The following is a 24564-nucleotide window of genomic DNA, read 5'->3' as shown; positions in this document are numbered from 1 at the left end:
AATAATTTTATTTGTTATTATGGTGGAATACATTCCAACCGGGCCGGCGTGTATAGCCAAAAACTTGAAGTTTCGATCTATTTGGGAATAAACTTTCTATTAAAGTATAAGCATCCGCGGGTTTGCGTTTCCGATTTTTAACCCTCGCTGTAAATGGTGACTTTAATGGATCGGGGAAAGTTATCGCTGATGAAAACAAAGCGTCCTTATAATAAACCATAAGATATTCGAAGACCTCCTCTGAGGTGCCCCTTTTCCACTTTGGCCTGTGCCATATCAAATACTGTTGGTATTGATAACCCAGGCGTTTCATGTAATCCTTGCATTCATCCGAAAATTTTTCGGTAACCCAGATGAAAACGATGTGGTTTGGTGACACCAGATGCTCGAGACACTCCCCCAGGAACTGAAACGCCAGCATGGCTTTCAACATTTTGGGAGGTATGTTATCAGTCAGTATCCTATGCGATCTTTTGTAAATGCGATACTGCTTCCATGGCGGACAGACCATAATAACCTCGTGTTTCATTGCTTCAGGTATTTAGCGTTCGTTAATACGTCATTTGCGATCCTGACATCCTGGTTTTGCCATTCAGCCCAGGGGTTAAGCGAGCGAAAAATGCCGTTGATCTTCGCCCAGTACATCGCCCGGTCCATACCATAAGCGATACCCCGCAGAATGCGCATTTCATCAGCAATGTGATTGAGCAGTTTGCCGCGTTCGCCGGAGTCCATGAGATTCCCTTTTCCGCCTTTCAGCACAAAAGCGCTGACGTCAGCGGCGAGTATAGTCGCCCTTGTTTCAAAGTCCCGGGCCCCCTGTTCTGCAAATAGCAACAATACTGGATCAGATTTGGCCAGTTTTACCGATGACTCCACGTCACGGATAATATCTGAACCACATTCAGCTATTTCTTTTATGGTTGATAAGTTATTGATCACTGATGCCACCTGGCTCAAACCCTGGTAGATCTTGTTTTGCAGGTTATTGACAATAACCAGTTGACCACTAACCGCCAGCTGACCTTTCTGGATCAGGTTTAACTTGTCATTAGTAGTATTCAATTGACTGTTAATAACACCTGCATTTACGGCAATAGCCGCTGAAACGGCAGGGTCAACGGTCAATGTCTGCGCGTGTGAATTACAAAAAGCTATTAATAGGATGATCATTAAAAGAGGGCATTTAAAAATGTAAGTTTTCATGATGCTTGATTTTTATTAACCTGTGAAATGAAGGCAGGTAAGAATTTACCGCTGCCTTTAAAGTCCCGGATAAAGGCATCAAGGCCGTCCGGGTAAGAACCGAAGCGATTGGTGTAGCTTTCTACTGCGGATTTCTCCGGTTTTTCTGTAGTGTAGGTAAGGTATTGGTGCAGCGACACTTCTACGCCATAAACCTCCCCTACTGCGCCGCGACGGATATAGACTTCTTTAAACCGGCCACGACCTTCCGTGTTATCAAGCTGATTGATGGTAAATATTTTCCGGCGCTCCGTTTCATTAATAGAAAGCAAGGCTGCGATATCGTTGTAATTGTCCTTGAATTTGGTTTGATCCAACAGGCAGATGGTATCGGAATTATTGATAATGCTGTCCTTTACTACTGCATTTCCGATGATGTCGCCCAGTTCCTGCGTAACGACTATTGCTTCTCCCCAAAATTTGCGGACGGTCTTATACAAGTAGAGTAAATACCCCGCCATAAGTGGGCTGGCGATGGCTTTCCATGCTTCTTCGACCACCAAAGTTTTCCGTCTGTCGGACCGGTAGCGCATCTTTTGAATAAACACATCCATGATGATGAGCGTTACTATCGGGAACAGAATTTTGTGCTCCTTTATCGAATCAATTTCGAACACGATAAACCGTTCGGTAAATAATGACCTGTCAGCCTCCTTGTTGAGAATGGGCGCAAATTCACCACCCTTATAGAACTTTTTAAGTACATACCGAAACTCGTCAAAATCGAAAATGATCTTTTCTTCGGCTTTGATCTCCGGTATTTTATCGATCGCGAATTCATAGAAAGTATTGAAACTCAGTTCGCCGTCATCAGCAAAGAATTTTAAATAATAGGCAGATATCACATTAGCGACCACATCCCTTTCAACCGGGCTGAATGTTCCTTCAGCGCCTTTCCACGCCACACTTATAAGTGTACATAGAAAATCTTTTTTTTCGATATTGTATTCCGCCTCTGTAATTCGGAACGGGTTCATGGTGATGGGTGTTTTATCCGTATAAGTGATATACTTTCCCTGGTAGTAAGAACACAGGCCAGAGTAGGAATGGCCGGTATCAACAATAACCATATCCATGTTGTACAACATGTACTGTTCTATCAGCGAATTCATGAAAAAAGACTTACCGGATCCACTTGGGCCAAGACAAAACCGGTTCCTGTTATTAATCCGTCCGGAGCGCATTACCAAATCTGAGGGGTCTATTCCAACGGGTATTCCCTGCCGGTCGGTGAACCTGACTAAAAAGTCTGAAGGCTCGTCTTTCGGCAAAGATTCTTTAAAGAAAAAGCAAATTGCCGCGTCACATGTGGTCAGGAACCAATCATACTCTTTCAGCTCTACTCCATTTCCCGGTAAGGCTGTCCTAAATAGTTCCAGTTGATTATACGCGTTTTTGCTGGGAATGATCCCCAATTGAAAAAGCGAACTTTCGACAAAATTCACCGCTCTTTGGATGGCGATAACCGGTGCCGCGACCAGGATATTAAAATGGCAATTGACCAGCAACTGGTTTTCGCGGGCGACGTCATTCAGCAAGAGGTCGATATCCTCCACGCATAATTGATTGGCAGGATCAGGGATACCAGCATGCCTTTTCTTCTTTTGTTCCAGCTTCCGGAGGGTTACGACCTGGTTAGGTATTTCAATGACCTGGTTATAAACGATCACATCCACACCGGGGACCTTGAACAGGAACGACAGGAAGTCTACGGGAAACCCGCGCATGCTTTCCTTGTCATTCAATTCAATGTACGTGGAAACGTCTGGCGGCAGATCGATGTTATCAATATTGACCAGGCTAATGCTGCGTACTGATTTTTCGCCCATCCTGATCTCTATCTCTGATGGAGCAAGGTTATCAAGAACGATGTTGGACCTGCCAAAGTCCATGCTGAGCAGTTGTAGAACCAGTTGGTTTAACTGGCCCTCATTCAACGCACTTGCTGAAGGCAGCACATCCAATACTTTTCCGATTGCCTGGCGAAAATCCCTTAGTACCCGGCCATCGTAAACATAAAACGCGCCTTTCTTTACCTGGCGCGTTATGGTTAAATAGGTTTTAACATGCATACATTCACGTCCATCGAAATGGGCATTATACTGTTTTTGCAGGTATTCAGTGGCTGGCGGGCCTTTATAAGGAGATCGGCTGATGATGTCCTGCTTTTGCAAGAGGTAACCATCGCCTAATATTTTAACAACATTAATGAGCAGATGGTGAAATTCTTCATATCCTGCCGGATAAGCGGAATAACGGATGACAGGGTTTACCAGTTGGATAACCACTGAGCATTCGCCATTTAGGCCGATGAGTAAATCGTATTCGCCATCTTGATCCACTCCCGCATAGGGAATGTTAAACAAGGTTTTTACGGCCATAATGATTAAGGATGTAAATATTTAGATTGCGGCTTTTGGAATGAAGGCCGCCTTTTTGCTTACCGGCAGTAAATAATAAACCGCCTACGATAAAGCCGATGAGTACCATGGCACCAAGCCACATATTGACCAGAGACATGGTTAGAGCGCCGAATACAAGACCTGCAAGCAGGGAGGCAATGCCCCAGTAAATGAATTTGCCTTTGAAACCTTTGAATATAAGGGGCCGTTGCAGCCCCTTATATACGGGATACTTCCTGGCCATTATAAGCCGAAGAAAGCTTTGATCACCAATGCGGACACCACAAGGAAGACGCAACTGCCGCCCCAGCCCATAAGCTCTTTGTTGATGTCTTGGTCCCCTGAGTTCCACTTTGAGTAGACACGGATGGCACCAACGATACCGACAATACCACCGATCACCAGCGTGATGTTGGTAACCGGGGCTACATAGGTTTTTAAGGTAGAAGTTGCTGTGTTCAGACCGTTAACACCGCTTTGTGCAAACACAGGAATAGACAGGGCCAGCAATACGGCTGAAGCCCATAACTTTTTTGTTTTTGTAAACATTAAAAGGGAGAAAAAATAAAGGCGGAGATCTTTTAAGGCCATCTGGGAGATGGTCATATATGGTAAAAGAGCGTTCAGATCACGAACAGCGCCCCTAAAAATTCACCCAAAGGGGATGGCAGGATTGAACTGCACAGTTAAACCTATAGCAGGTTTTATTGAAGATAATGTAGACGGAAATCTTTTATTGCCTCCTGGGAAGAAGCATCATAAAAAACAACAGGCATTCAGATTCCGAACAATGCCCGCAAAAATGGACCCGAAAGGATCATAAAAATGGCTGCGAAAAACCAGGCAGCAACTACCGCATCTATACGTTTCTCGCCCATTTGCCAATTTTGATATATTTTCAGCGCCCCCATGCTGCCCAATAACAGGGCCAATACGAGCGCGAAATCAAAGGCAGAAAAAAACGACGAAGTAAGGTCCTGTTTGGCTTGCGCCAGTGAACCATCAGTTATGCCGGGCTGTGCGACCGCAATCATCGTAAGCAGGCTACACCAGGCTGTCAAGAAAAATTTCATATACTAATAGCTAACGGCTTTGATGTACTCAACGGATTCTTCGCGGGCGAGGTTGAACATCTGCTTTAGGCTGACACCTCCTGAAAAAACAACAGATGATTCATTCCCGTTTGGAATGGATTCATCTACGTATGATTTAAATGGTTCAATATCTTCAGCAAAAGTGAGTTCATGTTTATCATTTCCGGTATCCCCGCCTTTGGTGCGCAGGTAATCCCAAACGATCAGGGCTACATAATAACTGGTATATATACCAAGCAGCCATAGCGTAAATTTTATCCAGGTCATAGTTGAGTTCTTTGAAGGTATTTATTAATGATAGATTTAAATTCGGGATTGGTATTTAACAGATGTCTGACGGCAAAAGCCACAAACTTCGACATGTCCACTCCTGTGGCGAGTTTAAACTTGTTTAAGGTATCGACTGTTTGTTGGTCGAACCGTACATGCATCAAGGTATGATGATCACTGGTATCGTAAGCAAAAAGCGATTTTAATGTGGAGCGCGCAGGAATAATGGATGGCTCAATCGCGGTATTTAATGGGATGTGGTCTAATGTTGCAGGGGCATCGGCTGGTGCCTTTTGGTCATTATCTAAATCGCGTTTCTTGCGCGGGTAACCATAAATGATTTTGGCTACATAAAAGGAAATGTAGCTTCCGAGAAGTAAAGCAGTGAATTTTGTACCGGTCATAAGTCAGTGTTTTGAATGAATTGTTTGATGATCGTTTTAAGTTCAGGGTATGTTTCCAGAAAATGTTTAACCGCGAAAGTGACGAATTTTGTCACATCAATACCTGTTGCCATTTTAAATTTGTTCATGATATCGACAGTTTGTTTATCGAATCTCGCATGAACCATGCTTTTATTGGCGCTGTTATCATATTCGATCAGTGCTTTGAGAATATCAGCTTCTGTGATTTTTTCCGATTTTTCCCTGCTCGTTTTAGGCAGTTTTTCTTCCAGAACATGAGCCCCATTCAACAGCTTGTCAGCTGGCTTTCCCATTTGTTCACGTAGTTGGTCAGCCAGGGTTTTCATTTTTTCCATAAGCGGTCGGCGAATATTACTTCAAAAACAGGCGTGATGAGTTCATCAAGAGATAAGGGTGTTTCGAAAGTTGTAATGCGTTGAAAGTCTATACGGTCTGGGAGCTTAGCGCTGATTTTGCCGAATTTGGCAAGCTGTTCGTTGACTTCACTCATGATCTCAAACTTGACATTGGCTTTAATCCGGTTGGGAATGAAAACTATATCCACTTTTGGGTTTACCTTTTTAAGGACTACGGTAAACAGAACAGTAGATTCAAAGGTGAATTCATCGTAGGTAAAGGGACAGATGACCAGGTCGGCAGATCTAAAAACGGGGATCAGCCCGTCGTCATCCAGCTTTCCAGGAAGATCGATCAGTATCGCGTCCTTTTTGCTTGCAGTGAGCTTATTGCTCAGCAAGGGAAATGTTTCCAGCGTCGCCGGGAGAACATCATAGGGTTCTGCATTCTCCAGCACTTTGGCTTTTTCAAATTTCTGGAATATAGACTGCTGGTAATCCATATCAATGATGGTAACAGGCCATTCTTTAGCCAGGCTCAGGTAGTTCCCTGATAGAACGGTAAGCGTACTTTTTCCTACGCCACCTTTTTGGTTGCCAAATAAACAGATCATAGTTTTTCATGGGTTTAGCCCTTAGCGGGTATTTGTTCTTGCTTTTTTTTGTCTTCTGCGCTTCATACCGTAGATCTGTTGGTCATCCACGTCATCTGAAATCATAACAGACCTGATGTACACACCTTCAGGCATATATTCAGAATAATATGTAATGGCATCTTCAGCCAGATAATCATGGAGAGTATTGCTGGGTTGTTTATATACAGGTTCATGATTGATATCCCCTCCCAGCAGATATTTCAGGTTCAGAATTTCACTGCCCTTAAAAACCCGCTTAGTGGCGTGGTCAATAACGGTATAACCATAAGGCCTCTTCCCTTCAGCTGAATGAAATACCAGGTCAATTTGGAATTGTGTTTTCATATGGTGCACAAAATCCGGTGAAGTCTTTTGGGCAATAAATAATTCTTTTAGTTCTGCTATCCTTGCCTTATCAGGCACGTAGGAACTTATTTTTTGCAGTAACTTTTTCTCGTTGATATAGTCACGACCAAGGAAACCCTGATTTTCTAAAATCAAATAAAACTGAGCCTTGGAACTGAAGTGGTATTGCATAGCGAAGGTGTAACCCAGTACCTTATCTATGTTCCTGACAGCCCTGATCTGTTCATAATCCCGATCTATCTGTATACCGTCCTTCCCCACCCTGGAGCTAACAATATGAACATGATGGTTTTCTGTGTCTTTATGAAAAACAACCATGTAAGGTTGGCCTCCATATTTCATTTCCTTCAGCCACATAACAGCGGCTTTTGTTAATTCCTGCTTGCTATAGGTCCGCCCACGGGCTGAAATAACCGCGTGAAACTGCGTGTTTTTTTGGATACCCTTATTTTGAGCAGATACCATCAGGAGGTAATTGACCAGGTCCTGCGGCCGGGGGGAGCTTAATGCTTGTAATATACCAAAGTTGGCAATGAGCATCAATTCCCCTTTGTTCCGGTCCACCTTATTGGTATTATATTTTACACCGGCAAATACCCTGGAAGGTTTTTCTAAAATATGAGCGATCATTATGGACAGGATGTTTGTTCGTAACACTGTACCAGTCAATCTCGAAATCAAAATAACGCTGTAACATGCGATCTGACTAACCCTGTTCCATTAGAACTTTATAACTCGATATCGCAAGATCGTTAGAACATGGTAACTGGATACCCTCATAACGCTATAACCGGATAACTTGGTAACGCCTGATCTTTAGAACAATTTTCAGGCTACCCTCGTAACTTTGTAACCGAATAACTTTCAATCTCAATAACTAACGATCACGAATTCCTTTACAACAGCGTAACGCGATAACAAATGCTAAAAATACTAAAGTCCCATAGCCCTGATAATACTGCGAAGTGCGGCTTCTAATGTTTGTTGAACCATTATATATTCTTCAAACAGTTCATTAAACTTTTTGATAACGAGTGGTGATAGCTGACCCTGAAGCTTAAGGATATTCGCGTGTTTAGCGAGTTGGTTAATATTATTACCTATCCTTCCAAGCTCCGCACCAACCCCATCAAGATTCTTGATCAGTTCCTTAGAATTGATAACTACCTTTTTAGCATCAGTTAATATCCGCATTCTGATCAATTCGGTCTTTGAAACACCCAACTGTTGCTCTAAATCAGCTATCTCCTTATATTCAACATCAGTGAATCTGACATTAATGAAATTAGTGCGCCTACCCTCTTTTAATTTTGGCCGTCCGTTCAGCTTCTTAAAGTCAACCATAGAAAAATTGAGTCGCGAAATTTTTTATATCCCCCCTGGAAGGGCAAGAGACTTTTTGTGTAACAAAAAGACATCTTGCCGTTGCAAAAACAACGGAATTTTAGCTTATGAATTAGAAGTTCTGGAGTTAGAAAAATGAGCTTTCAGGTGATAATTTAAAGATTGGAGAAGTGCACAGCAACTATTCCTGCCAAGTATATTTGAATAAATTCTATCGACTCTATCATATAATTAGAAGTACTATCTTTCAAATGGCACCTTAACTCCGGAAAAAAAAACGCTCTTTTTTTTACTCTCTGACACTGCTTTCTTTAACTGTACCTTGATCTTATCGTTATAATCGTTAAATCCTTCATATATCCGTGAACGATCTGTGGCATATGGCAACGCTTTTAGAAAAACCCTGGTGGCCAATGCTCCTGTCCTATTGCGGTCAAAATACACATCCAATGAAGAAAATGCTTTTGCTCTATTAATGGCCTGTTGTAATAAGGTTAGGGTATTTAAAACAATTGCGCTATGGTCGTCGTTAGGGTTCTCTAACCGCCAGCTCAAAAAATTGAGAAAACCTTCAAAAATGACGGCCCTTTTATTGTGACCAGGAATGAAGGTTATAGCTTTGTGTCCCATACATCCTTTAAAATACCGGTTGCGAACTTCCCATGATTTACTTTCATTTTGCCAGCCGGCCGCGAAATAACGTTTGCGTACATTATTTTCATCTTCCACAAAGTAATACACCTCAGATAGGTAATTTTTAGCGATTTCAAAAACTCCGCGATCTTTTAAATATTCGGTGATAGCAGGATGTGTGCCCAGTGGCTTGACCAGTTGAACTATATGGTTCGGACATTTTATTATTTTTTTCGGGCGCGACACCCTTGCTTCACCGGTTTCTAACGAACAAACATCCTGAATCTTTTTAACGACCTCATTCAATCCTAAGTGCTTCCAATACGCCAAGCCGAAATCAATAATGTTGCCGCCTCTGCAGGCCCCATGATCGAACCATACGCCGAGGTCATCATTCACGCTAAAGGAGGGTTCGGTATTACCTCCCCGTAACATACTGTAATACATTCTTTCACGACCTCGTTTCGGAATCGGTTGATACCCCAAACCGCTCAAGAGATCAACAATAGAACCCTGCTCCTTGAGTTCTTTTTCAGTTAATAAATTAGCCATGCCATAGTTGTTTTTAAAGTTTCATGAAAGGGATTATTTTATTTTGAATGGACCTGATTATGGATGGTCAGCGACCAGTGAACCGGCAGCGGGTATCGAACCCGGATAATTCGCTTCTACCGGTTTATATATTCGGGACTACTCACGTCGGCATCTACATGCCGGGCTCTCGCCTGCCTATGCGTTTTCGCAATCTTGATACTATCTCAGCTTCGCAATATTTTCCGTTCCTGCGGAATAATGCTTTGTCCCCGTATGTCAAAGAGCCCAGGATCTGTGACAGATCCATCTTTCCGGCAACCAAAGCATATCATGCTTTGGTTGTGCTCCAGTGTTATTTTTGCTTTTGGTAATGAGGCTTCCCCTAAGCATTACTGTGGCGAATTTTGACCTCAGTTCGAAAGGTGATTTTGAGAGCTAATCCTAATGATAAGCGCATTTTAAGGACATATTAGGTCTGCGTAAAACGCTGTTGCTTATTCAGAAGAATCAAACTTCTTTTAGCTTCATTGGGATCAAAGGTGAAGCTATCCGAGCAGGGTAATTGACAAGCTTTTCGGTAGTACCGAAAAAAAACGTGTATTTATTTTTACGGAAACCCGAGTATTGATATGCTATAATTTAGTTTTGCAGAAAACGAAATCGGATATTTGCGGCAACATGAGTAAAAGAGTATTACATATTATTGGCAATGGCTTCGATCTATTTCACGGCATCAGATCAGCATACTGGAATTTTAAAGAGTTTGTTGAAAGAAACAATAAGCCGTTATTTGAGAACCTCGAAAAATATTTTGACTCCGACTCTCTATGGTCAGATTTTGAGGCAACTCTCGCAGATTTGGACACTGAGACTATGGTTGACGAAGCCATGATTTACCTTCCGAGTTATGGCGCAGATGACTGGAGCGATTCCGGCCATCATGATTATCAATATGAACTTCAGAACCGGATCGATATCGTTACCAAAGACTTGAAAACGGAATTTACATGCTGGATATTGCAACTTGAAATACCACAAACAGCCTTTGACAACCGGCTTGGGATAAAAACTCATGAACTGTTTTTAAATTTTAATTACACAAACAGCCTTGAAAGGATCTATCACGTTGATCCTTCCGACATAAAATACATCCATAACAAAGCTATTGATACGACGTCAGTCCTTATCCTGGGCCATAGCAGAAAACCACAGGGAAAATCTTTTAATGACAACGAGGACCTGGAAAGTATAGATCCACGTATCTATGAAGGCAACCAGATCCTGGATGATTATTTCATTGAAACCTATAAACCAACAGCCCAGATCATAGCTGAAAATGAAGCATTTTTTGAGGACTTAAAAGACATTGAGGAAATACATGTTTTAGGCCACTCCATTTCTATTGTTGATTACAGTTACTTTATCCGAGTTTTGGAAAAAACTGATTCTAACAAAGTTAAATGGAAGATTAGCTATTATAGTGACAGGGATATGGCCAATTACCAAACCGCCATCTCCGAAATTGGTATTAGCCCTGCAAATACTGAATTAATCCAGATTAGTGAGTTTTATACCAATCAACCAAAATTATTTTAAACTGATCATGTGAATCCTACCGCTTTATTATATAGCTACAAGTTTCCAGATTAAAGGGCATTGCCAGATTCAATTTTTTGAATTATGGCGTTCCGCATCTGATCAACATACTTGGTAGGACTTAGTCGTTTACGTCTTTCTATTTCAATAAAGCGCCTTTGTACTATCCCAATGGTTACATGAAGGTTCGCTTCCAGCCAGCGCACTATTTGATTCAGGCTGGCATTACCGTTATTCAACTGACCTGTTAGCCAAATTCCGTATGCCAGCTCAACAATATTGATGGAATCCCCTGTCCATTTCATTTCAACGACCTGGTTTCCGTTCCTGGATGACAAGTTTAACTCTGGGTATTTAAGAGGAGTAATCTGTTCCAGTATAAAATATTGTATATGTTCATAGGAAATAAACTTCGCAAACAGAAAACTCATCGGTGTTAAGTATGCGTAATCGCCGTCCGGCATTTCTGCTAAAGGAACCGACAGCGGCTGGGCCCCCCTCAGGAAATATAATCTATCAAGGTCGTTTACTCCGGTCCTATAATACTGATAATGGAATGAATTCATCCGAAAAAAGCTTTGCAAGGCCTTCAGTTCATCTTCATAGTATTTGAGCTGTATCTCTGCGGTGCCTATCGGCTTATTCACGATTAAGTTATAACGCATTACCTCTTCAATCCGAAGTGCAATAAATTCAGGTTTAATAATTTTAAAAAAAGTAATTTCTTCTTCCTCATCAGAAAACTGGTGTTTTTCGATAAATTGGTTCAAATCCTTAATAGCCACTTCTAATGTCTTTGAAGCTTTAGATAATTTTTCAAGCGGGCTTTCAATTTCATTTATTTCAAAAAGATCATCGGTTAACTTTGATCTCAGCTTTTCAATTTGTTGGTTCATGGTAAAAAATAATTAAAAATTAATAATAGAATTCCATTCGAAGCCTTATTTCAAAGCTTCGTCACCTGTATTAAAAGAAATAATGTTACAATTAGTCCAGTGTAGTACTTGCAATGGACAATCTCGAAGCTTCAGCTCCTTCGATAATTACCACAAATACATTACAGATCCTGGGCGTTAATGTGGTTATAAAATAACTCGCTATTACAAGAGCCATTAAAACGGTATAAGACATTTCCATCTGCTTCAATTTCTCCAAACATGATGCAAAAACAATTAATACAGAGACGGCGCCTATACATTCATAAAGTAAATTAGTCCGGCTTATCCTTGTGGCTATTGTCCGGGCCTGCGATAAATACCGACTGTGATTTTGAAGATGCAGTTTCAAGTGTTTTTCGTTTCTCTCAAAACCTGATTTATCCTGTAGGTCCTTTAGTAAATTTCGTTCCGTTGTCTCGGAAAGTATATTTAAATATGCGGTGTTACAAGACAGAAATGAAGCGTTTTTAAGCGCAATTACAATCAATATGATAATATATAGGGCATTAATCAGGCCTATTAAAGGCTGAGCATAAAATAAACCAGTAAGTATAAAGATTATCAACGAGCCTTCCGAAAGCATAACTGCGGCAAAATTTGAAACAGCACTTTGAATCTTCTGAACCTCCAGCATACTGCTTTTCAAAGTTCGTTCATTTATTATTAAGTTAGCATTACCCCTCCTACTAAAGATCTTTTGTATAAAAGAGTTTATGAACTGCTCATTGACCTCGTTACTGAGTTTAATGAGTACATGTTGTTTTATATACGATACCACACTTTTAAAAAGTATGATGACCAACAACAGCAATAGTACAGCAATGATCAGGCTTTTCTTTTTTTCTGCGAGAGAATCATTAATTCCCTGTTGTAGTACCCATGATAGTGCAATACCGAGGAATGTTGCACATATATTTAAAAAGGGAATGGCCACCCATAAGGCAGTTGGAAATACTTTGATGGAAAATAGTGAAATCCATGCCTGATCCCGTAAGTCAGTACTTCTAAATACAATATCTTCAAAGTATAATGCTGCGTTACTTTGCCAAATAATTTCAAACTCGTTTTCGGGAATCACAGTCATCTGCTGTGCCGGATCTCCAATGATGTAATACCAAGTGTGCTGCTGCTGTATACTTCCATAGCAAACGACAAAATGATTTCCCCTTCCATCTGTAACCGTATGAAGAATCACTGGCTTTTCGATACTACGCAATGTCGCTAAATCCATAGCAACACATCGGGCATTAATACCAAGTGTACCTGCCAGTTTTCGCAAATCAAGCAGTGATAAGCCTGTTTCCGGCACGAGGGTCTCAGCAAGCATTATTGCAGAATCCTTTGTCCTACCGATGTAATTAAGAATCATAGCCATACAAGCCGTGCCGCAGTCATTTTGACCAGACTGCCTTACAAACTTACTTCTGAGTAAATTAAAATCTTTCATAGTTATAAAGAATTATAGATAATATAGATGTATTGGGCGTGCTTTTCAACCAAAGCCAGGAAACAAGATAAGTGTACAAAAAGTAACTACGGCCACCCATATTATAAGGGCTGGCAGGTAGGATACAACTACCGTCCTTAGCGACAGATCATAATCCAATCCTGAAATTCTACTTATTCCGAACGCCAACAGAAACCAATAGCCTACTTCAAATACATTCAAGGTTTGAAGTGCATAGGCCCAGTCCGCAGGAACCCCCTTAAATAAGGATAAAGCAGACAGAATATAATACTGATGCCAATCAGATACTGTTCCGTCCGGAAATACTGTGCGAAAGGAAACAATTTTTATACAAGCGGGGATTAGAAATATAAACTCTGCAAGTATTGTAACCTTGAAAATCCGATTGAACTTTATCTGCTGATCATTCAGATAAAGCGCTATGCTGAGAATAACTGAAATGATGAATAATTTAGCGATCAGGTATATCGCCGAAGAAATATAAATCCAAGACTGCAAACTTTCATAAATCCTCTGGCTTTCACCGGGTATCCCCGAAAGCGGGTCTGAGCTATTTTCGTAGAAACCCACGGTAAGTATATATCGGTTAGTAAAGTAGATCAGAATGAAAGTCAGCGTCAGTAAAACAATAAGGTTTAAGTAACAATTTTTTAACAATAATTTCATATTCATAGATTTTTTAGTAAATTTCATGTTGCAACGTGCAATAAACAATAACTAATAGTTGTAAATTACAGCCAGGGGTGTTTGCACTGAATCAGATAATTACGCATGACGCTACTTATCACCATATCTCGTTCAATGAGTCCTGCGACTTACGGATTGGCTACAACAATTTTAATTGTAAGTCTAATCGGCATATACCGAAGAAATATATTCGCGCGCCTGTTACTTCATCCGTATAGCATTATTCACCAACGAGAATACTACCGTCTTTTTACAGCAGACTTTGTCCACAATGATCTAATGCACCTGATCTTAAATGAAGTAACTTTGTATGTTTTTTGTTCTGATCTCGAAGAAGTTTTGAGAAGAAAGTCTGAATACGGAAGCTGGCAGTTTTTAGAAATCTTTTTTATTTGTCTGGCTACAAGCAATATACTTTATACTTTGAGATACCGGAACAACTTTGATAATTCCAGTGCCGGTTCGTCGCCAAGTGTTATGGGATGCCTGTTTGCTTTTATGATCATTGACCCACATGGAACAGCCGTAAATTTTGCTTTTATCGGAGGTGTTGAAAATATTTATACAGGGTTGATTTATATTTTGCTGCTGATTTATTACAAATGGAGGAAGGGAAATGAGATGATTAATCATGAAATTCATTTCTATGGTGCACTCGGAGGGATTTTAGCAGCCTTTGTAGTTTCCCCTCCTACTTTGTTCTAAATACCGGGGATTTGCACCCCGGTATTTAATTTAGAAGATGCCAAGACAAGCAGGACCTGCTGCTGCACCTATAAAACCAATTGCCGCTCCTACACCACCAAACAGTCCGCCTATTGATGTAGATAAGACAATACTGGTAGCACACGCACTGGCACCAGCTTTTAATTCATCTGCTTCATTGTCTGAAAGATCTTTCATTTCGATTATATTTTATGTTTCTTTCCACTATTAGAAATTGATATAAAGTTCCGCGGGATGAAAGTCAGACACTATAACTATTAGTTGTAAATTATTATATTTGCTTATAGGATAATACGAATATCATTGTTATTAAATGAATTCAACAGGAGAGAAAATACGATTAAAAAGGCTTGAAAAAAGGCTCAGCCAAGAGAATATGGCTTTCGAGCTTGATATCTCCCAGGCTGCATATTCCAAGATCGAACTGGGACAGACGGAACTTACCATAAACCGAATTTTTGAAATTGCAGAGATCCTCGAAGTTTCACCCTATATATTCATGCCAAAGCCCAAATATGGTACAGCGTTGGCTCAGGAATACGTTTATAAAACACTGAATAAACTAAGGAAATTCTGGCAAGCTAATCGAAGAAAAAAAAGTTCCCTTAACCAGGATAACGAGTCACATACTTCATTACAGTGACATTCAAAACACTTTTTTGAATTAATTTACAATTTCTGGTTGTAATTTATCTAAGCTATTTATCTGATTTTCACTCATCAAAATGAGGACAAAAAACAGATGTCATGGACTACAGATCGTACGAAAAGCGGCTGGACTACATTGTGGAACTAATTACCAAAAATAGGTTCCGCTCCATTGAAGCCATCGCCACCCGTTTCAGTTGCAGCACCCGCACAGTAAAACGAATGTTGAACCATCTCCGTGAACGAGGGCATGACATTCAGTATGACAGGCTACAAAAAAAATATATCATCAAAAAATTAGAGTGACATTTTCTGTCATTATAGCCAGCTTACCTTTATATCAAACAAACGGGCTATGGCAATTGAACGTAAAAATTGGTTTCACTTTTTGATCAGTCATTTGATTCACTATTGCAGGCTTGCTCCTCCGGTAGTGCTGACCTTCCGTTTCAATCTACATTACATACCCGTATATAAATGTTACTTTACTATAGATGTACGTTTTGCCTTTAATTATGCTTGCTGCCCAAGCAGAGTTATCCACATCAATGCTCACGACCGTAAAGATGCTGTATTCACGAAAAACCCGAATAGCCGTGCCGGGCTATTCGGGCAAATGGAAACAGTAGCACCCAGGGCGCAAAAGTTTCCGGTGAGGCCTGCCTAAAGGCAAACCGTCACATGATTATACGAATATAAAGTTTTTGGAGCCCTTTTTTGCTATTATAAAAAGATCAATCATTATGAACACTAAACTGTTCAAAAACAAAGTCATGGCTATAGTAGCCATGTTTACAATTGTGTTAGGTGTTGGCATCGCTATGGCCAGCACACATAAAGCTGCAAAAAACAGCAAAGCAAATTTTGCAATATCATGGTTTACCTATGATGGATCGGGTAGTATTACCGACCCGCTAAATTATGTTGAAGCAAGCGGCACTCCTGATTGCCCTGGAACGACAAGTGTGTGTTCCATTCAGGCGACAGTTGGCAGTAATTCCAAACCTGTGATCACTCCTGCCTTGCAGACCGAAATCAACAACGCGGTAAATAATCATTCACCGTCTACCAATGTGCTGTTGCAGGATCAATAGTTTTAATAAAAGAAAGAGAGCCTGGCTCTCTTTCTTTTATCTCGGATTCTGTGGGATACCACTTGTCGTAATTACCTCCTGCGGGATTAAAAACTCATACCTCAAATCCTTCGGCGGCAATTGGTAAAGGGTTGATCCCAAATTTCTCTTTACTGTGATTTTGAAATCAGCTTCCTGGTTTAGCCTTCTTAAATCCGTCCACCTTAGCGCCCTGAATATTAACTCTTTTCGTCGTTCACTTAATATCAAAGTTAATGCAGTGTTTGAATCCGTTGCCTGTAAGGGTACAAAAGTTCCGGCTTTCCATCGTGTTTGCAGTAAGGTATTTAGATCTGTTAATGCATTAGCGGTTTGACCTGCTCTTGCATAGCATTCCGCCCGGATCAAATAAATTTCATCTGTTGCCAACCCAGAAAAAATTGTTGCGCTTTGGCTGCCATCATAGTTCCCTTTAAAAGCATATGAACCATTGTTGTTATTCTTAAAGTAAATTGTTTTTCTCAGATCATTTGTACCGTAAGAAGAATACAGCGTGGAATCCATCTTACACCTTGAAGGAACCAGTAAGGTTGAACCTCCCGACATGGCATAAAACAAGGTTTCCTTATTGAACCGGGCAATCGGATTAGCAGATGTTGTACTCAGGATATTGAAATTTATTAACTCGGGTTGAAGGTTTAAGCATGAATCTGCATAAGCTCCAGCCATAGAATATTGTCCCATTGCGAGATAGGTCCTGGCCAATACAGCATAAGCCGCTATTCTTGTTGGCTGAGATGGATAAACGCTGCTTTGTGGTAACAAAGGCACGGCTTCCTTAAAGTCAGAAACAATACGATCATATGTCTGCTGATTAGTTGAACGTACAGAAATTGGGTTAAAATCAGCGGTGAGCCGAATGGGTATCCCTAAATCATTATCTGCGGTCTGTACATTATAAGGTTTTGAAAAGATACTGGCCAATTGCAAGAACGCATAGGCACGGAAGAATAAAGCCGCTCCCTTGATTTGTTGAGATTGAACGGTTGGTGTTGGGGAAATCTGTTCCAGGCTTTCCAAAATCTGATTGGCGTAATAGACTACCTGATAAGGAGCAAGCCATTGCCCGTTTGGAATGATACCATTCGGCTGCCATAAATACAGTGATTTGTCTTCGACCGTAACCAAGGCATTATAGTCAGTAATTGTGACGTAATAATTATCTGCTGCTGCTTCACCGATAGATGGAAAAGAGCGGTTCATCACCAAAACGTTATCCAGCAAGACTTGTAAGTCCTGTAAATTAGATGGAACCACCTGTTGTTGATTAGGCTTTGCATCCAAATATTTTTTACACGAAACGACAGAAGTACTTACCAACACTAAGAAAAGCAAGATCAACCTAGAACCTGTATGTTTTTTGAATATTATATTTTTCATGTTTGTCTGATTTGAGATTAAAAATCTGCTTTAAGGCCGAGTGAAATCGTACGGGGTGCTGGAAAGCTTGAACCATAATCCGGGTCGATATGCCACTTATTGACACGCCATATAATACCGAGGTTACTGGCATATACATAGAACTGCAGGCTATTAAAAGGCAGCCAGGCTTGCTGGTTCTTTTCCAGTTGATAACCAATCCGGATGTCCTGTAATCGTATGTTATCTGCTTTAGCTACTGTGGCATCTGAGTAAGCATAAAACTCATCCCTGTTCGGATCGTTAGGATAGATCATGGAAGGGACACTGGTCGTTTTTTCATCTCCCGGCTTTTGCCAGCGCAAAGTGTAATCACTGTTCCCTACCCAGCCCGAATAAAGGTTATTGTAGTTGATACTTGTTTTTCTGAAGAAGTAGCCGAGGCGATATGTAATATTAGCCGATAAAGATATACCGCGCCAGGTAAAAGTGTTTCTGAATCCCCCGTAATAGATTGGTATGGCTGAGCCATTGTAAACCAAGTCATTTAAACTTCCATTCATGATAGCGGAATAATCCTTACTTATCGATCCATTGACATAACCCTGTGGGTCACCAGTCTGCGGATCAAGTCCGGCCCATTTATAACTATATAGAGCATAAACATCCCTGCCGACACCGGGATTAAGTGTAAGCCCGGTACTTACATAAGCACTTGCAGTCGATAAATCATTGTAGTAAGCTGTGAGCTGATTACGGTTGTAAGAAAACAACAAAGTGGTATTCCAGGCAAATGCCCCTGTCAGGTTGCGGGAATTTAGTTGCAAGTCAACACCCTGTCCTTTTGTTTTTGCACTATTGATAAACAGATAACTGAACCCGGTTGTGAAATCAATCTGGGTCGGACTGATCAAGTCTTTTGATTTTTTTAAGTAGTAATCCAAACTACCGGTTATACGTTCATTTACAGAACCAAAATCAATGCCTATGTTAGTCATGCCAACCCTTTCCCATCTTAATTCTGGATTGGGCGGATTGATCACATTAGCATAAGGAATGTGCGTGTAATTATTGGTAGCTACATAGCCAATGGTGGTATAAGCAGAACGGCTGTTATCGACGTTCCCGCTATATCCATAGGTCAACCTCAGCTTTAAATAAGGAAGCACGGAGACGTGATAAAATCGCTCATTGGAGAGATTCCAGGCCAGTCCAGCTGACCATAACGGAACCCCTTTCTGATTACTGTTCACCCCAAAAAGATTCGATTCATCTTTACGGGCACTTAATGAAAGCATGTACCTGTTATCGTAGCTATAGGAGCCGTTTGCATACAGTGAAACATAACGATTTAAAATATTGCCGAATTGGGCTGGGTTGGGAATAGTACCATCACTATTTAATCCCTGGTAGAAGGGAAAAGTAGTTACTTCATCCACATTGGTATAAGTAAGCACATTAGGATTGTAACCATAAATTCTGCTGACACTATAGGACGTGGTATTCTGTCTTATTTCTGCACCTGCAATGGCAGAAACCTGATTTTTTGTATTCCATGAATTGTTATAATTAAGCTGCGTTCGTACATCATGGGCCTCTAGGTTGTTATTCGTCATATCCAATATTCCGCCCAACGGTACCGGCCTGGCAACACTTGTTCCGTTAAGCTGTGTAAAACTGTTGATCAGATTCCTTGTATAATAATTATCCGCGCTATAGTATTGGTTATTGGCATTTATTGCTTTTTCGTACTGGTACTTGACTTCAGCATTTAGATGATTACTGAAATAATATCTGATACCGAAGTTTAACAAAACGTCTTGCGCCTTGGTGTGGTTATCGGCTTGTTGTACTTCCTGTAGCGGCTTATATTGCCAGTTCAGTAATTTCCCAGCCCCTGTAGTGTCAATAAAACCTAAACGGTAATCTTTGGCAATGGGTAAAGGATTGCCATCAGCATCAGCTAATTGAGCATATGGATAAAGAGCCGATTTGCCTGTTGGAACGATCTGCCCATAACCATAGGGAGAAAGCGAGTTTTGATTAGATGTGTTACTTGATGTATATTGTATGCCAGCTTGTAATTCGGTATGCTTAAAAGGTTTAAAAGTATTGTTGCTTTTAATGGTCACCCGGTCATAGCCACTATTCATCAGGTTATAGAGGTTTTTATCATATCCCACAGAAAAGAAATAATTGGAGGATTGATTGCCTCCAGAAAGTGAAAGAGCATGTTGTTGGTTAATTTCTGTTCGGTAGATGTATTTATTAAAGTCTTTACGTACATCATAATTCCTTAAAGCATCGATCTGAGCATCGGCTTCATTATCACTGATCTGACCATTTCTTTGCTGGCTTAAAATTTCTACGACTGGTGAAACCGGTGGTCTGGAAAATGTATTGCCGAGATCATTATCATAAAATCCTTTAGCAAACAGCATTTTTTCTACATCAATAAAGTCTGAGCTACTTATTTGCGGTAGGTAATACAGATCGGGTTTTGCTGTAAAGGTGATATTGCTGTTCAGGCTGACCTGTAAAGATTGGTTAAATGATCCTTTCTTGGTAGTAATCACAATAACACCGTTACCTGCTCTTACACCCCAAATAGATGCAGCTGCCGCATCCTTCAGTAACGTGACACTCGCTACATCATTAGGGTTAATGTTATTGATATCGCCGTCATAGGGAAAGTTGTCTATTATTACCAGAGGGGATGTTGTTGCATAAAGGGAGCTAATCCCTCTGATCGTTAATGAACTTATGGGATCTGCCCCCGTGCGTTTATCAAAAAGTGTGGAGGTGGTTATTCCGTCAAGCCTGGTCAGCACATCCGTTCCCGTAGCCCGATTAAACAATTCGGCATTGACCTTTTCAAATGAGCCGGTCGCCCTTTCTCTTGGCAGGGTTTGATAACCCGTAGAAACGGTAACCTCTTTCAATTCGGTATGCTCCTGTTGCAGATACACGATGAGCGAACTTTTGAGCGGTACGCTGACCGATAAAGCTGTTTTTTTATACCCAATAAATGAAATGGTTAAATTAAGCTGATCCTTTAGTCCTCGGATAGTAAAGACACCTGAATTATCGGTTGTGTAGCTATGCCCTGTTTCTTTGACCAAGATGGTTGCACCATTCAGCGGAAGACTGTCTTTTGCACTCAGTATTTTACCGGTAATTGGCGCTTCAACCTGTGCCACAGCATTTAATGAGATGAAAGTAAAAATAAGAGGTAAATATCTTTTCATTTTGAAATGCGGGTTTGAGGGCAATAATTAATTGAGTGATGATTGAGTGGACGCTTGTGCATCAGAAAGAACAAAGAACTCCAGTTCCCGCATTTCCTCTTTTAAGACCAATCCATATTTGTAGAGCGCCTGATTGACTTGTGGAATATTGGCGAATGATTGTATAGGCAGATGCATTTCTACGTTTTCTTTGATACCTGTTTCGTCGATTGCGGGCATTCCGTTTTTAATCTCATTGAGTTCCCATATGATATTGGAAATTGATCCGCCGGATATCACTTTGACTGAATCTTTACTATGAAGGGTATTTAGTGGTATGCTACTTGTTGTTGCCAGTAAATGATTTTCCTCTTTAAAACGCTGCAGTACCAGGCATTTCGCCTTTCTCTTTTCCATGCGGCCATCCAGATTGAAAAACCTGTTTAAATCTGACCTGATGATCTCCTTTAGCCGGGCGGTTGATGTGCTGGATGATTGGACTGTTTCATAACAAAAATTATTCTTTTGCTTCCAGGGATTTCTGTAGATACCCGATGGCATTTGCAATCGTGCGGTATCCCTAATCTGTATTTGCATAAAGGTTTTAGGGAAGTAAAGCAAGTGATCCAGGGCAAGCATATACATTTGCAGAATAGGAAAATTGATGATGTAGAATCGGAGCCTGTTGTTTAGCGAATCAGTTACTGCGCCAAATTTTGGTGCAACTCCCTGTTTATAGCTATCTATTGCGCTATAGATCATAGCTTTTGAACTATTGACGAGTAGTGGCTGTTGGTAATCATAAGCCATCATATCGGTCTTGACAGGCATATCCGGCATCTTATGAGCCAGCATAGCTTGCACATTTCTTTCATTAACATATTCAGGCTCGGTGATTCCTACAACCATTCCATTTTCATCGATCCATACCTCGTGAGAAAGGATGCGGTGCGGAAATAAACTTCTAAGTTTAATGTCGTCTGTGACAATCGGCAATTGCATTGACCTGCCTACAGGATTACGTTTTAAAAAGGCGGTTACAATCGCTTGTTTTTCATAGGACACTGCTATTATTTGTATATTCCTATTGAATTTCTTTGCAAGGCTGTCCATTTTAGGCATTGCCCTTATGCAGCTCCCGCAGTTAGTCGCCCAAAAATCGAGTATCAGCAGTTTCCCTTTGAAATCAGATATTTTAGCACTTTTATTTGGATAGTTGATGAAATTATTAATGGTAATATCAGGTACATGGTCGCCGATTTTGAGGGCGTTTGCGAAATTTGAAGTTTGAGACTGAGCCCTAAGAAAAAGGCATAGCAATCCCAGTAAACATATTTTTTGCTTCATTTTGCTTGAGTTAAATAATTAAAAAAGAAATTTAGATTGCCGGAGTCGGCCCTGGGAGGCTCTACTTATTCCGGTGGGGAAATAAGCAGCAGCCAGGTATGGACAGGATAGCTATTCATGCCACTCCCCTTCCTGCGGATTTGGCAAAGCCCCGTTCGCCTGGTGTAATATGTAAGCCGCGGCCACCAGGTCCATTAACTGATCAAAGAACAGGGCTACTTCTTCATCGCGGATATCCGCTTTAATGTTACAATCTTTTGTTACCCAGCATTGAAATAACTTCCAGAAAAGAACCTTCGCTGATTCAGGCGTATTATCTCTAAAGAAGATAGCCAATTCGTCTTTTAAGGATAAACCGGACGTAAAGTTGTCTTTTACAATTATCGCTTCCATGCACATGAGTTATGGCAAGCGGGCTCCAAAAAAATAAAACGTGGGACCTACTTACCGCTTTAGAGGCCCTAGGAAGCCCGGAAACGAATAAGCAGGCCCACGCTTATGGCGTGAGCACTGTCACTTATCCTCTTGTTTCCTTTGAAATTTCCTAGGTTTCTAAAGCAAGATTTAAGTGCGAATGCTTGAATTGTCAAGAAGATTCGCAAATATATAATAACGTTAATCGCAAAAAGCGATACAACTATCAAAAATAAACATTTATCGCGTTTGTTACAAGTTCTTGTAACAATTATTTGATAAAAATTCTGCTCTTTTCATGAATTAATCATGAATGAAGAAAGAGATAAAGAAAGACTAAAACAATTTGGTGCACATTTGCGAGCTCTAAGGCACAAATTGCAATTAAGTCAAGACAACGTTGTAGAGAAATGCGATGTGACTAAAGGAAATTTGAGTATGATCGAAAACGGCAATAAGGACTTTAACTTTACAACTCTACTTGAAATTGCGAAGGGACTTGAGGTTGAACCTAAAGAATTATTGGACTTTAAAATATAGCGATTTTTGTTTTTTTATGCGTTGACCTATTTGAACGCTTTGAAATCCGTGGCACCAATATACCATCTAATAATAAGGCATTTGTCTTATTATTAGAACTTTAAACTATTCATGAATAGTTTAAAGTTATTGGCGGTATGGAAATATAATTTAGCGACTCTTCTATACACGGGTAAATAAAGAAGATATTTTTAAGCTCTGCTTATGCGGTTGATCGATTTGCATCGTCCTCTTTTGAGCAATTTTGGATATATTACTTTCTACTATATGTTGGATATAAAGTAAGAGATCGGTACGTTTAATATAATACATTAAGCCACGTGCCCCTTCAAAAGTGCAGTTCAAAGCACTTAAGGCCTGACCGAATTGCAATGCAAAAACGATATCGGCTTCTGTCAAATCCGCCATTTTATTTTGTTTAAAAAGATGGTAGATCACGGCCGCAGTACACCAATCACCCGCCCCCGCTGCATCAACAACATTATCGATCTGGTACCCAGATAGCTTTATCCAATTTTGCTGGCCTTTCGTTCTGAATTTTAACCCAGAGCAGCCCAAAGTTTGGATTTCTAAACCGGCTTTGGCAATAGGATAAAGCTGGTCATAATCAGCAATACGATCATCAGAAAACTTCACGACATCCGCTATTTCCAAAGACTCATTAAAGCCCTTGATATCTTTTACGCTCGAAGGCTCAAAGAAAATAATCGTTCCGCTAGCTTTATAAACCTTCGCCAGCTCAATAGCTCCGCGGTTGATCCGGTCAAAATAAAAGACATTTGAATTGCTCTTTTGCTCAAAAATTGCCTGTACATCCTTGGCCAGGCAAGGTTTATAAGCCGGCAAATGCTTACCGTCCTCTGGGTTTTTGAATTCAAACCGGTGTTTTGGTAAACCAGATTTATCTTTCATAATCCGGTGAATAATTACCGGCGTACTTCCTGTTTCACTAACGGACAACAGATCATCCTGAACGCCCCACCGTTGCAAGTCCTCCAGCAATAGTTCAGTCGCTATATTATTGGATAAACGAGCTGCAGGAAACGAGGTCCATCCTAAATAAGATAGAATAGTCAGTACGTTCCCACAAGATCCACCAGCCAGAAATTGCGTATCATTTACAATGTTGCCGCTGATCACAACGTCCAGCGCAACGAGGCCTGTTCCTACACAAATGGGGGTTGATGAATTCATAAAA

At 40.6% G+C, this 24564-nt stretch carries 29 protein-coding genes; 7 read left to right on the top strand and 22 right to left on the bottom strand.

Annotation, left to right across the window (positions count from 1 at the left end; genetic code table 11):
• Nucleotides 1-7: 7 nt before the first annotated feature.
• The 13 genes from AB6735_RS22485 to AB6735_RS22425 form a co-directional block, all read right to left on the bottom strand.
• Nucleotides 8-529, bottom strand: coding sequence for an MT-A70 family methyltransferase (locus AB6735_RS22485; protein ID WP_370998325.1), 522 nt, complete (start codon nt 527-529; stop codon nt 8-10).
• A complete protein-coding gene (locus AB6735_RS22480) occupies nt 526-1206 on the bottom strand; it encodes a hypothetical protein (protein ID WP_370998324.1) in 681 nt (226 codons plus the stop codon). The genes AB6735_RS22485 and AB6735_RS22480 overlap by 4 nt, the downstream gene beginning before the upstream one ends.
• On the bottom strand, nt 1203-3626 hold the full coding sequence (locus AB6735_RS22475) for a TraG family conjugative transposon ATPase (protein WP_370998323.1): 2424 nt from the start codon (nt 3624-3626) through the stop codon (nt 1203-1205). The genes AB6735_RS22480 and AB6735_RS22475 overlap by 4 nt, the downstream gene beginning before the upstream one ends.
• On the bottom strand, nt 3604-3891 hold the full coding sequence (locus AB6735_RS22470) for a plasmid transfer protein (RefSeq protein WP_370998322.1): 288 nt from the start codon (nt 3889-3891) through the stop codon (nt 3604-3606). Before AB6735_RS22470 ends, AB6735_RS22475 begins: the two co-directional genes overlap by 23 nt.
• Nucleotides 3891-4196: a DUF4134 domain-containing protein gene (locus AB6735_RS22465; protein WP_370998363.1), complete on the bottom strand. Its 306-nt coding sequence runs from the start codon at nt 4194-4196 to the stop codon at nt 3891-3893. The genes AB6735_RS22470 and AB6735_RS22465 overlap by 1 nt, the downstream gene beginning before the upstream one ends.
• 227 nt (nt 4197-4423) lie before the next feature.
• Entirely contained in the window at nt 4424-4720 is a 297-nt protein-coding gene (locus AB6735_RS22460) for a DUF4134 family protein (protein ID WP_370998321.1), read from the bottom strand.
• A gap of 3 nt (nt 4721-4723) precedes the next feature.
• Nucleotides 4724-5008 (bottom strand): hypothetical protein, encoded by a 285-nt coding sequence (locus AB6735_RS22455; protein ID WP_370998320.1) that lies wholly within the window; start codon nt 5006-5008, stop codon nt 4724-4726.
• Nucleotides 5005-5415, bottom strand: coding sequence for a hypothetical protein (locus tag AB6735_RS22450; protein WP_370998319.1), 411 nt, complete (start codon nt 5413-5415; stop codon nt 5005-5007). The genes AB6735_RS22455 and AB6735_RS22450 overlap by 4 nt, the downstream gene beginning before the upstream one ends.
• Nucleotides 5412-5771, bottom strand: a complete 360-nt coding sequence (locus AB6735_RS22445) for a hypothetical protein (protein ID WP_370998318.1) — start codon at nt 5769-5771, stop codon at nt 5412-5414. Before AB6735_RS22445 ends, AB6735_RS22450 begins: the two co-directional genes overlap by 4 nt.
• Nucleotides 5759-6385 (bottom strand): ParA family protein, encoded by a 627-nt coding sequence (locus tag AB6735_RS22440; protein WP_370998317.1) that lies wholly within the window; start codon nt 6383-6385, stop codon nt 5759-5761. The genes AB6735_RS22445 and AB6735_RS22440 overlap by 13 nt, the downstream gene beginning before the upstream one ends.
• A gap of 21 nt (nt 6386-6406) precedes the next feature.
• Nucleotides 6407-7402 carry a relaxase/mobilization nuclease domain-containing protein gene (locus AB6735_RS22435; RefSeq protein WP_370998316.1) on the bottom strand — a complete coding sequence of 332 codons (996 nt, stop codon included), beginning with the start codon at nt 7400-7402 and terminating at the stop codon, nt 6407-6409.
• Nucleotides 7403-7705: 303 nt separating this feature from the next.
• Nucleotides 7706-8116, bottom strand: a complete 411-nt coding sequence (gene mobC / locus AB6735_RS22430; protein ID WP_370998315.1) for a plasmid mobilization relaxosome protein MobC — start codon at nt 8114-8116, stop codon at nt 7706-7708.
• A 240-nt stretch (nt 8117-8356) separates the two neighbouring features.
• A complete protein-coding gene (locus AB6735_RS22425; protein ID WP_370998314.1) occupies nt 8357-9301 on the bottom strand; it encodes a hypothetical protein in 945 nt (314 codons plus the stop codon).
• A gap of 660 nt (nt 9302-9961) precedes the next feature.
• Here AB6735_RS22425 and AB6735_RS22420 point away from each other — a divergent pair.
• Nucleotides 9962-10879: a bacteriophage abortive infection AbiH family protein gene (locus tag AB6735_RS22420; RefSeq protein WP_370998313.1), complete on the top strand. Its 918-nt coding sequence runs from the start codon at nt 9962-9964 to the stop codon at nt 10877-10879.
• A 50-nt stretch (nt 10880-10929) separates the two neighbouring features.
• Here the strand turns inward: AB6735_RS22420 and AB6735_RS22415 are convergent, their stop codons facing one another.
• From AB6735_RS22415 to AB6735_RS22405, 3 genes are all read right to left on the bottom strand, one after another.
• Complete coding sequence (locus AB6735_RS22415) at nt 10930-11775, bottom strand: RteC domain-containing protein (protein WP_370998312.1); 846 nt, start codon at nt 11773-11775, stop codon at nt 10930-10932.
• A 91-nt stretch (nt 11776-11866) separates the two neighbouring features.
• Complete coding sequence (locus AB6735_RS22410; protein WP_370998311.1) at nt 11867-13264, bottom strand: cysteine peptidase family C39 domain-containing protein; 1398 nt, start codon at nt 13262-13264, stop codon at nt 11867-11869.
• Nucleotides 13265-13309: 45 nt separating this feature from the next.
• Complete coding sequence (locus AB6735_RS22405; protein WP_370998310.1) at nt 13310-13978, bottom strand: hypothetical protein; 669 nt, start codon at nt 13976-13978, stop codon at nt 13310-13312.
• Between the two features lie 78 nt (nt 13979-14056).
• Between AB6735_RS22405 and AB6735_RS22400 the strand changes: the two genes are divergently transcribed.
• Nucleotides 14057-14677 carry a rhomboid family intramembrane serine protease gene (locus AB6735_RS22400; RefSeq protein WP_370998309.1) on the top strand — a complete coding sequence of 207 codons (621 nt, stop codon included), beginning with the start codon at nt 14057-14059 and terminating at the stop codon, nt 14675-14677.
• A 30-nt stretch (nt 14678-14707) separates the two neighbouring features.
• On the opposite strand, the gene AB6735_RS22395 is transcribed toward AB6735_RS22400, so the two are convergent.
• A complete protein-coding gene (locus AB6735_RS22395) occupies nt 14708-14875 on the bottom strand; it encodes a hypothetical protein (RefSeq protein WP_370998308.1) in 168 nt (55 codons plus the stop codon).
• Nucleotides 14876-15011: 136 nt separating this feature from the next.
• On the opposite strand from AB6735_RS22395, the gene AB6735_RS22390 reads away from it, so the two are divergent.
• From AB6735_RS22390 to AB6735_RS22375, 4 genes are all read left to right on the top strand, one after another.
• Complete coding sequence (locus tag AB6735_RS22390) at nt 15012-15341, top strand: helix-turn-helix domain-containing protein (RefSeq protein ID WP_370998307.1); 330 nt, start codon at nt 15012-15014, stop codon at nt 15339-15341.
• Between the two features lie 104 nt (nt 15342-15445).
• On the top strand, nt 15446-15652 hold the full coding sequence (locus AB6735_RS22385; RefSeq protein WP_370998306.1) for an HTH domain-containing protein: 207 nt from the start codon (nt 15446-15448) through the stop codon (nt 15650-15652).
• A gap of 49 nt (nt 15653-15701) precedes the next feature.
• Complete coding sequence (locus AB6735_RS22380) at nt 15702-16013, top strand: hypothetical protein (protein WP_370998305.1); 312 nt, start codon at nt 15702-15704, stop codon at nt 16011-16013.
• A gap of 76 nt (nt 16014-16089) precedes the next feature.
• Entirely contained in the window at nt 16090-16440 is a 351-nt protein-coding gene (locus AB6735_RS22375; RefSeq protein WP_370998304.1) for a hypothetical protein, read from the top strand.
• A 36-nt stretch (nt 16441-16476) separates the two neighbouring features.
• On the opposite strand, the gene AB6735_RS22370 is transcribed toward AB6735_RS22375, so the two are convergent.
• From AB6735_RS22370 to AB6735_RS22355, 4 genes are all read right to left on the bottom strand, one after another.
• The gene (locus tag AB6735_RS22370; protein ID WP_370998303.1) at nt 16477-17859 is read right to left on the bottom strand and encodes a RagB/SusD family nutrient uptake outer membrane protein; all 1383 of its coding nucleotides are present in this window, start codon (nt 17857-17859) and stop codon (nt 16477-16479) included.
• A 17-nt stretch (nt 17860-17876) separates the two neighbouring features.
• The gene (locus AB6735_RS22365) at nt 17877-21086 is read right to left on the bottom strand and encodes a SusC/RagA family TonB-linked outer membrane protein (protein WP_370998302.1); all 3210 of its coding nucleotides are present in this window, start codon (nt 21084-21086) and stop codon (nt 17877-17879) included.
• Between the two features lie 27 nt (nt 21087-21113).
• A complete protein-coding gene (locus AB6735_RS22360) occupies nt 21114-22412 on the bottom strand; it encodes a TlpA family protein disulfide reductase (RefSeq protein WP_370998301.1) in 1299 nt (432 codons plus the stop codon).
• A 111-nt stretch (nt 22413-22523) separates the two neighbouring features.
• Complete coding sequence (locus AB6735_RS22355; RefSeq protein ID WP_370998300.1) at nt 22524-22805, bottom strand: hypothetical protein; 282 nt, start codon at nt 22803-22805, stop codon at nt 22524-22526.
• A 330-nt stretch (nt 22806-23135) separates the two neighbouring features.
• Between AB6735_RS22355 and AB6735_RS22350 the strand changes: the two genes are divergently transcribed.
• The gene (locus AB6735_RS22350) at nt 23136-23366 is read left to right on the top strand and encodes a helix-turn-helix domain-containing protein (RefSeq protein WP_370998299.1); all 231 of its coding nucleotides are present in this window, start codon (nt 23136-23138) and stop codon (nt 23364-23366) included.
• Between the two features lie 162 nt (nt 23367-23528).
• Here AB6735_RS22350 and AB6735_RS22345 read toward each other — a convergent pair whose 3' ends face one another.
• Complete coding sequence (locus AB6735_RS22345; protein WP_370998298.1) at nt 23529-24560, bottom strand: PfkB family carbohydrate kinase; 1032 nt, start codon at nt 24558-24560, stop codon at nt 23529-23531.
• Between the last annotated feature and the right edge of the window lie 4 nt (nt 24561-24564).

The sequence above is a fragment of the Mucilaginibacter sp. RCC_168 genome, assembly GCF_041355315.1.
Taxonomy (GTDB): domain Bacteria; phylum Bacteroidota; class Bacteroidia; order Sphingobacteriales; family Sphingobacteriaceae; genus Mucilaginibacter.
Note: the sequence above shows the minus strand (reverse complement) of the source record. Positions and strands in the feature narration are given on the sequence as shown.

Bases quoted from the DNA above. Each gene is read 5' to 3' on its own strand.
- AB6735_RS22485 (WP_370998325.1), bottom strand. From the start codon at position 529: ATGAAACACGAGGTTATTATGGTCTGTCCGCCATGGAAGCAGTATCGC.
- AB6735_RS22480 (WP_370998324.1), bottom strand. From the start codon at position 1,206: ATGAAAACTTACATTTTTAAATGCCCTCTTTTAATGATCATCCTATTA.
- AB6735_RS22475 (WP_370998323.1), bottom strand. From the start codon at position 3,626: ATGGCCGTAAAAACCTTGTTTAACATTCCCTATGCGGGAGTGGATCAA.
- AB6735_RS22470 (WP_370998322.1), bottom strand. From the start codon at position 3,891: ATGGCCAGGAAGTATCCCGTATATAAGGGGCTGCAACGGCCCCTTATA.
- AB6735_RS22465 (WP_370998363.1), bottom strand. From the start codon at position 4,196: ATGTTTACAAAAACAAAAAAGTTATGGGCTTCAGCCGTATTGCTGGCC.
- AB6735_RS22460 (WP_370998321.1), bottom strand. From the start codon at position 4,720: ATGAAATTTTTCTTGACAGCCTGGTGTAGCCTGCTTACGATGATTGCG.
- AB6735_RS22455 (WP_370998320.1), bottom strand. From the start codon at position 5,008: ATGACCTGGATAAAATTTACGCTATGGCTGCTTGGTATATATACCAGT.
- AB6735_RS22450 (WP_370998319.1), bottom strand. From the start codon at position 5,415: ATGACCGGTACAAAATTCACTGCTTTACTTCTCGGAAGCTACATTTCC.
- AB6735_RS22445 (WP_370998318.1), bottom strand. From the start codon at position 5,771: ATGGAAAAAATGAAAACCCTGGCTGACCAACTACGTGAACAAATGGGA.
- AB6735_RS22440 (WP_370998317.1), bottom strand. From the start codon at position 6,385: ATGATCTGTTTATTTGGCAACCAAAAAGGTGGCGTAGGAAAAAGTACG.
- AB6735_RS22435 (WP_370998316.1), bottom strand. From the start codon at position 7,402: ATGATCGCTCATATTTTAGAAAAACCTTCCAGGGTATTTGCCGGTGTA.
- mobC (WP_370998315.1), bottom strand. From the start codon at position 8,116: ATGGTTGACTTTAAGAAGCTGAACGGACGGCCAAAATTAAAAGAGGGT.
- AB6735_RS22425 (WP_370998314.1), bottom strand. From the start codon at position 9,301: ATGGCTAATTTATTAACTGAAAAAGAACTCAAGGAGCAGGGTTCTATT.
- AB6735_RS22420 (WP_370998313.1), top strand. From the start codon at position 9,962: ATGAGTAAAAGAGTATTACATATTATTGGCAATGGCTTCGATCTATTT.
- AB6735_RS22415 (WP_370998312.1), bottom strand. From the start codon at position 11,775: ATGAACCAACAAATTGAAAAGCTGAGATCAAAGTTAACCGATGATCTT.
- AB6735_RS22410 (WP_370998311.1), bottom strand. From the start codon at position 13,264: ATGAAAGATTTTAATTTACTCAGAAGTAAGTTTGTAAGGCAGTCTGGT.
- AB6735_RS22405 (WP_370998310.1), bottom strand. From the start codon at position 13,978: ATGAAATTTACTAAAAAATCTATGAATATGAAATTATTGTTAAAAAAT.
- AB6735_RS22400 (WP_370998309.1), top strand. From the start codon at position 14,057: ATGACGCTACTTATCACCATATCTCGTTCAATGAGTCCTGCGACTTAC.
- AB6735_RS22395 (WP_370998308.1), bottom strand. From the start codon at position 14,875: ATGAAAGATCTTTCAGACAATGAAGCAGATGAATTAAAAGCTGGTGCC.
- AB6735_RS22390 (WP_370998307.1), top strand. From the start codon at position 15,012: ATGAATTCAACAGGAGAGAAAATACGATTAAAAAGGCTTGAAAAAAGG.
- AB6735_RS22385 (WP_370998306.1), top strand. From the start codon at position 15,446: ATGGACTACAGATCGTACGAAAAGCGGCTGGACTACATTGTGGAACTA.
- AB6735_RS22380 (WP_370998305.1), top strand. From the start codon at position 15,702: ATGGCAATTGAACGTAAAAATTGGTTTCACTTTTTGATCAGTCATTTG.
- AB6735_RS22375 (WP_370998304.1), top strand. From the start codon at position 16,090: ATGAACACTAAACTGTTCAAAAACAAAGTCATGGCTATAGTAGCCATG.
- AB6735_RS22370 (WP_370998303.1), bottom strand. From the start codon at position 17,859: ATGAAAAATATAATATTCAAAAAACATACAGGTTCTAGGTTGATCTTG.
- AB6735_RS22365 (WP_370998302.1), bottom strand. From the start codon at position 21,086: ATGAAAAGATATTTACCTCTTATTTTTACTTTCATCTCATTAAATGCT.
- AB6735_RS22360 (WP_370998301.1), bottom strand. From the start codon at position 22,412: ATGAAGCAAAAAATATGTTTACTGGGATTGCTATGCCTTTTTCTTAGG.
- AB6735_RS22355 (WP_370998300.1), bottom strand. From the start codon at position 22,805: ATGGAAGCGATAATTGTAAAAGACAACTTTACGTCCGGTTTATCCTTA.
- AB6735_RS22350 (WP_370998299.1), top strand. From the start codon at position 23,136: ATGAATGAAGAAAGAGATAAAGAAAGACTAAAACAATTTGGTGCACAT.
- AB6735_RS22345 (WP_370998298.1), bottom strand. From the start codon at position 24,560: ATGAATTCATCAACCCCCATTTGTGTAGGAACAGGCCTCGTTGCGCTG.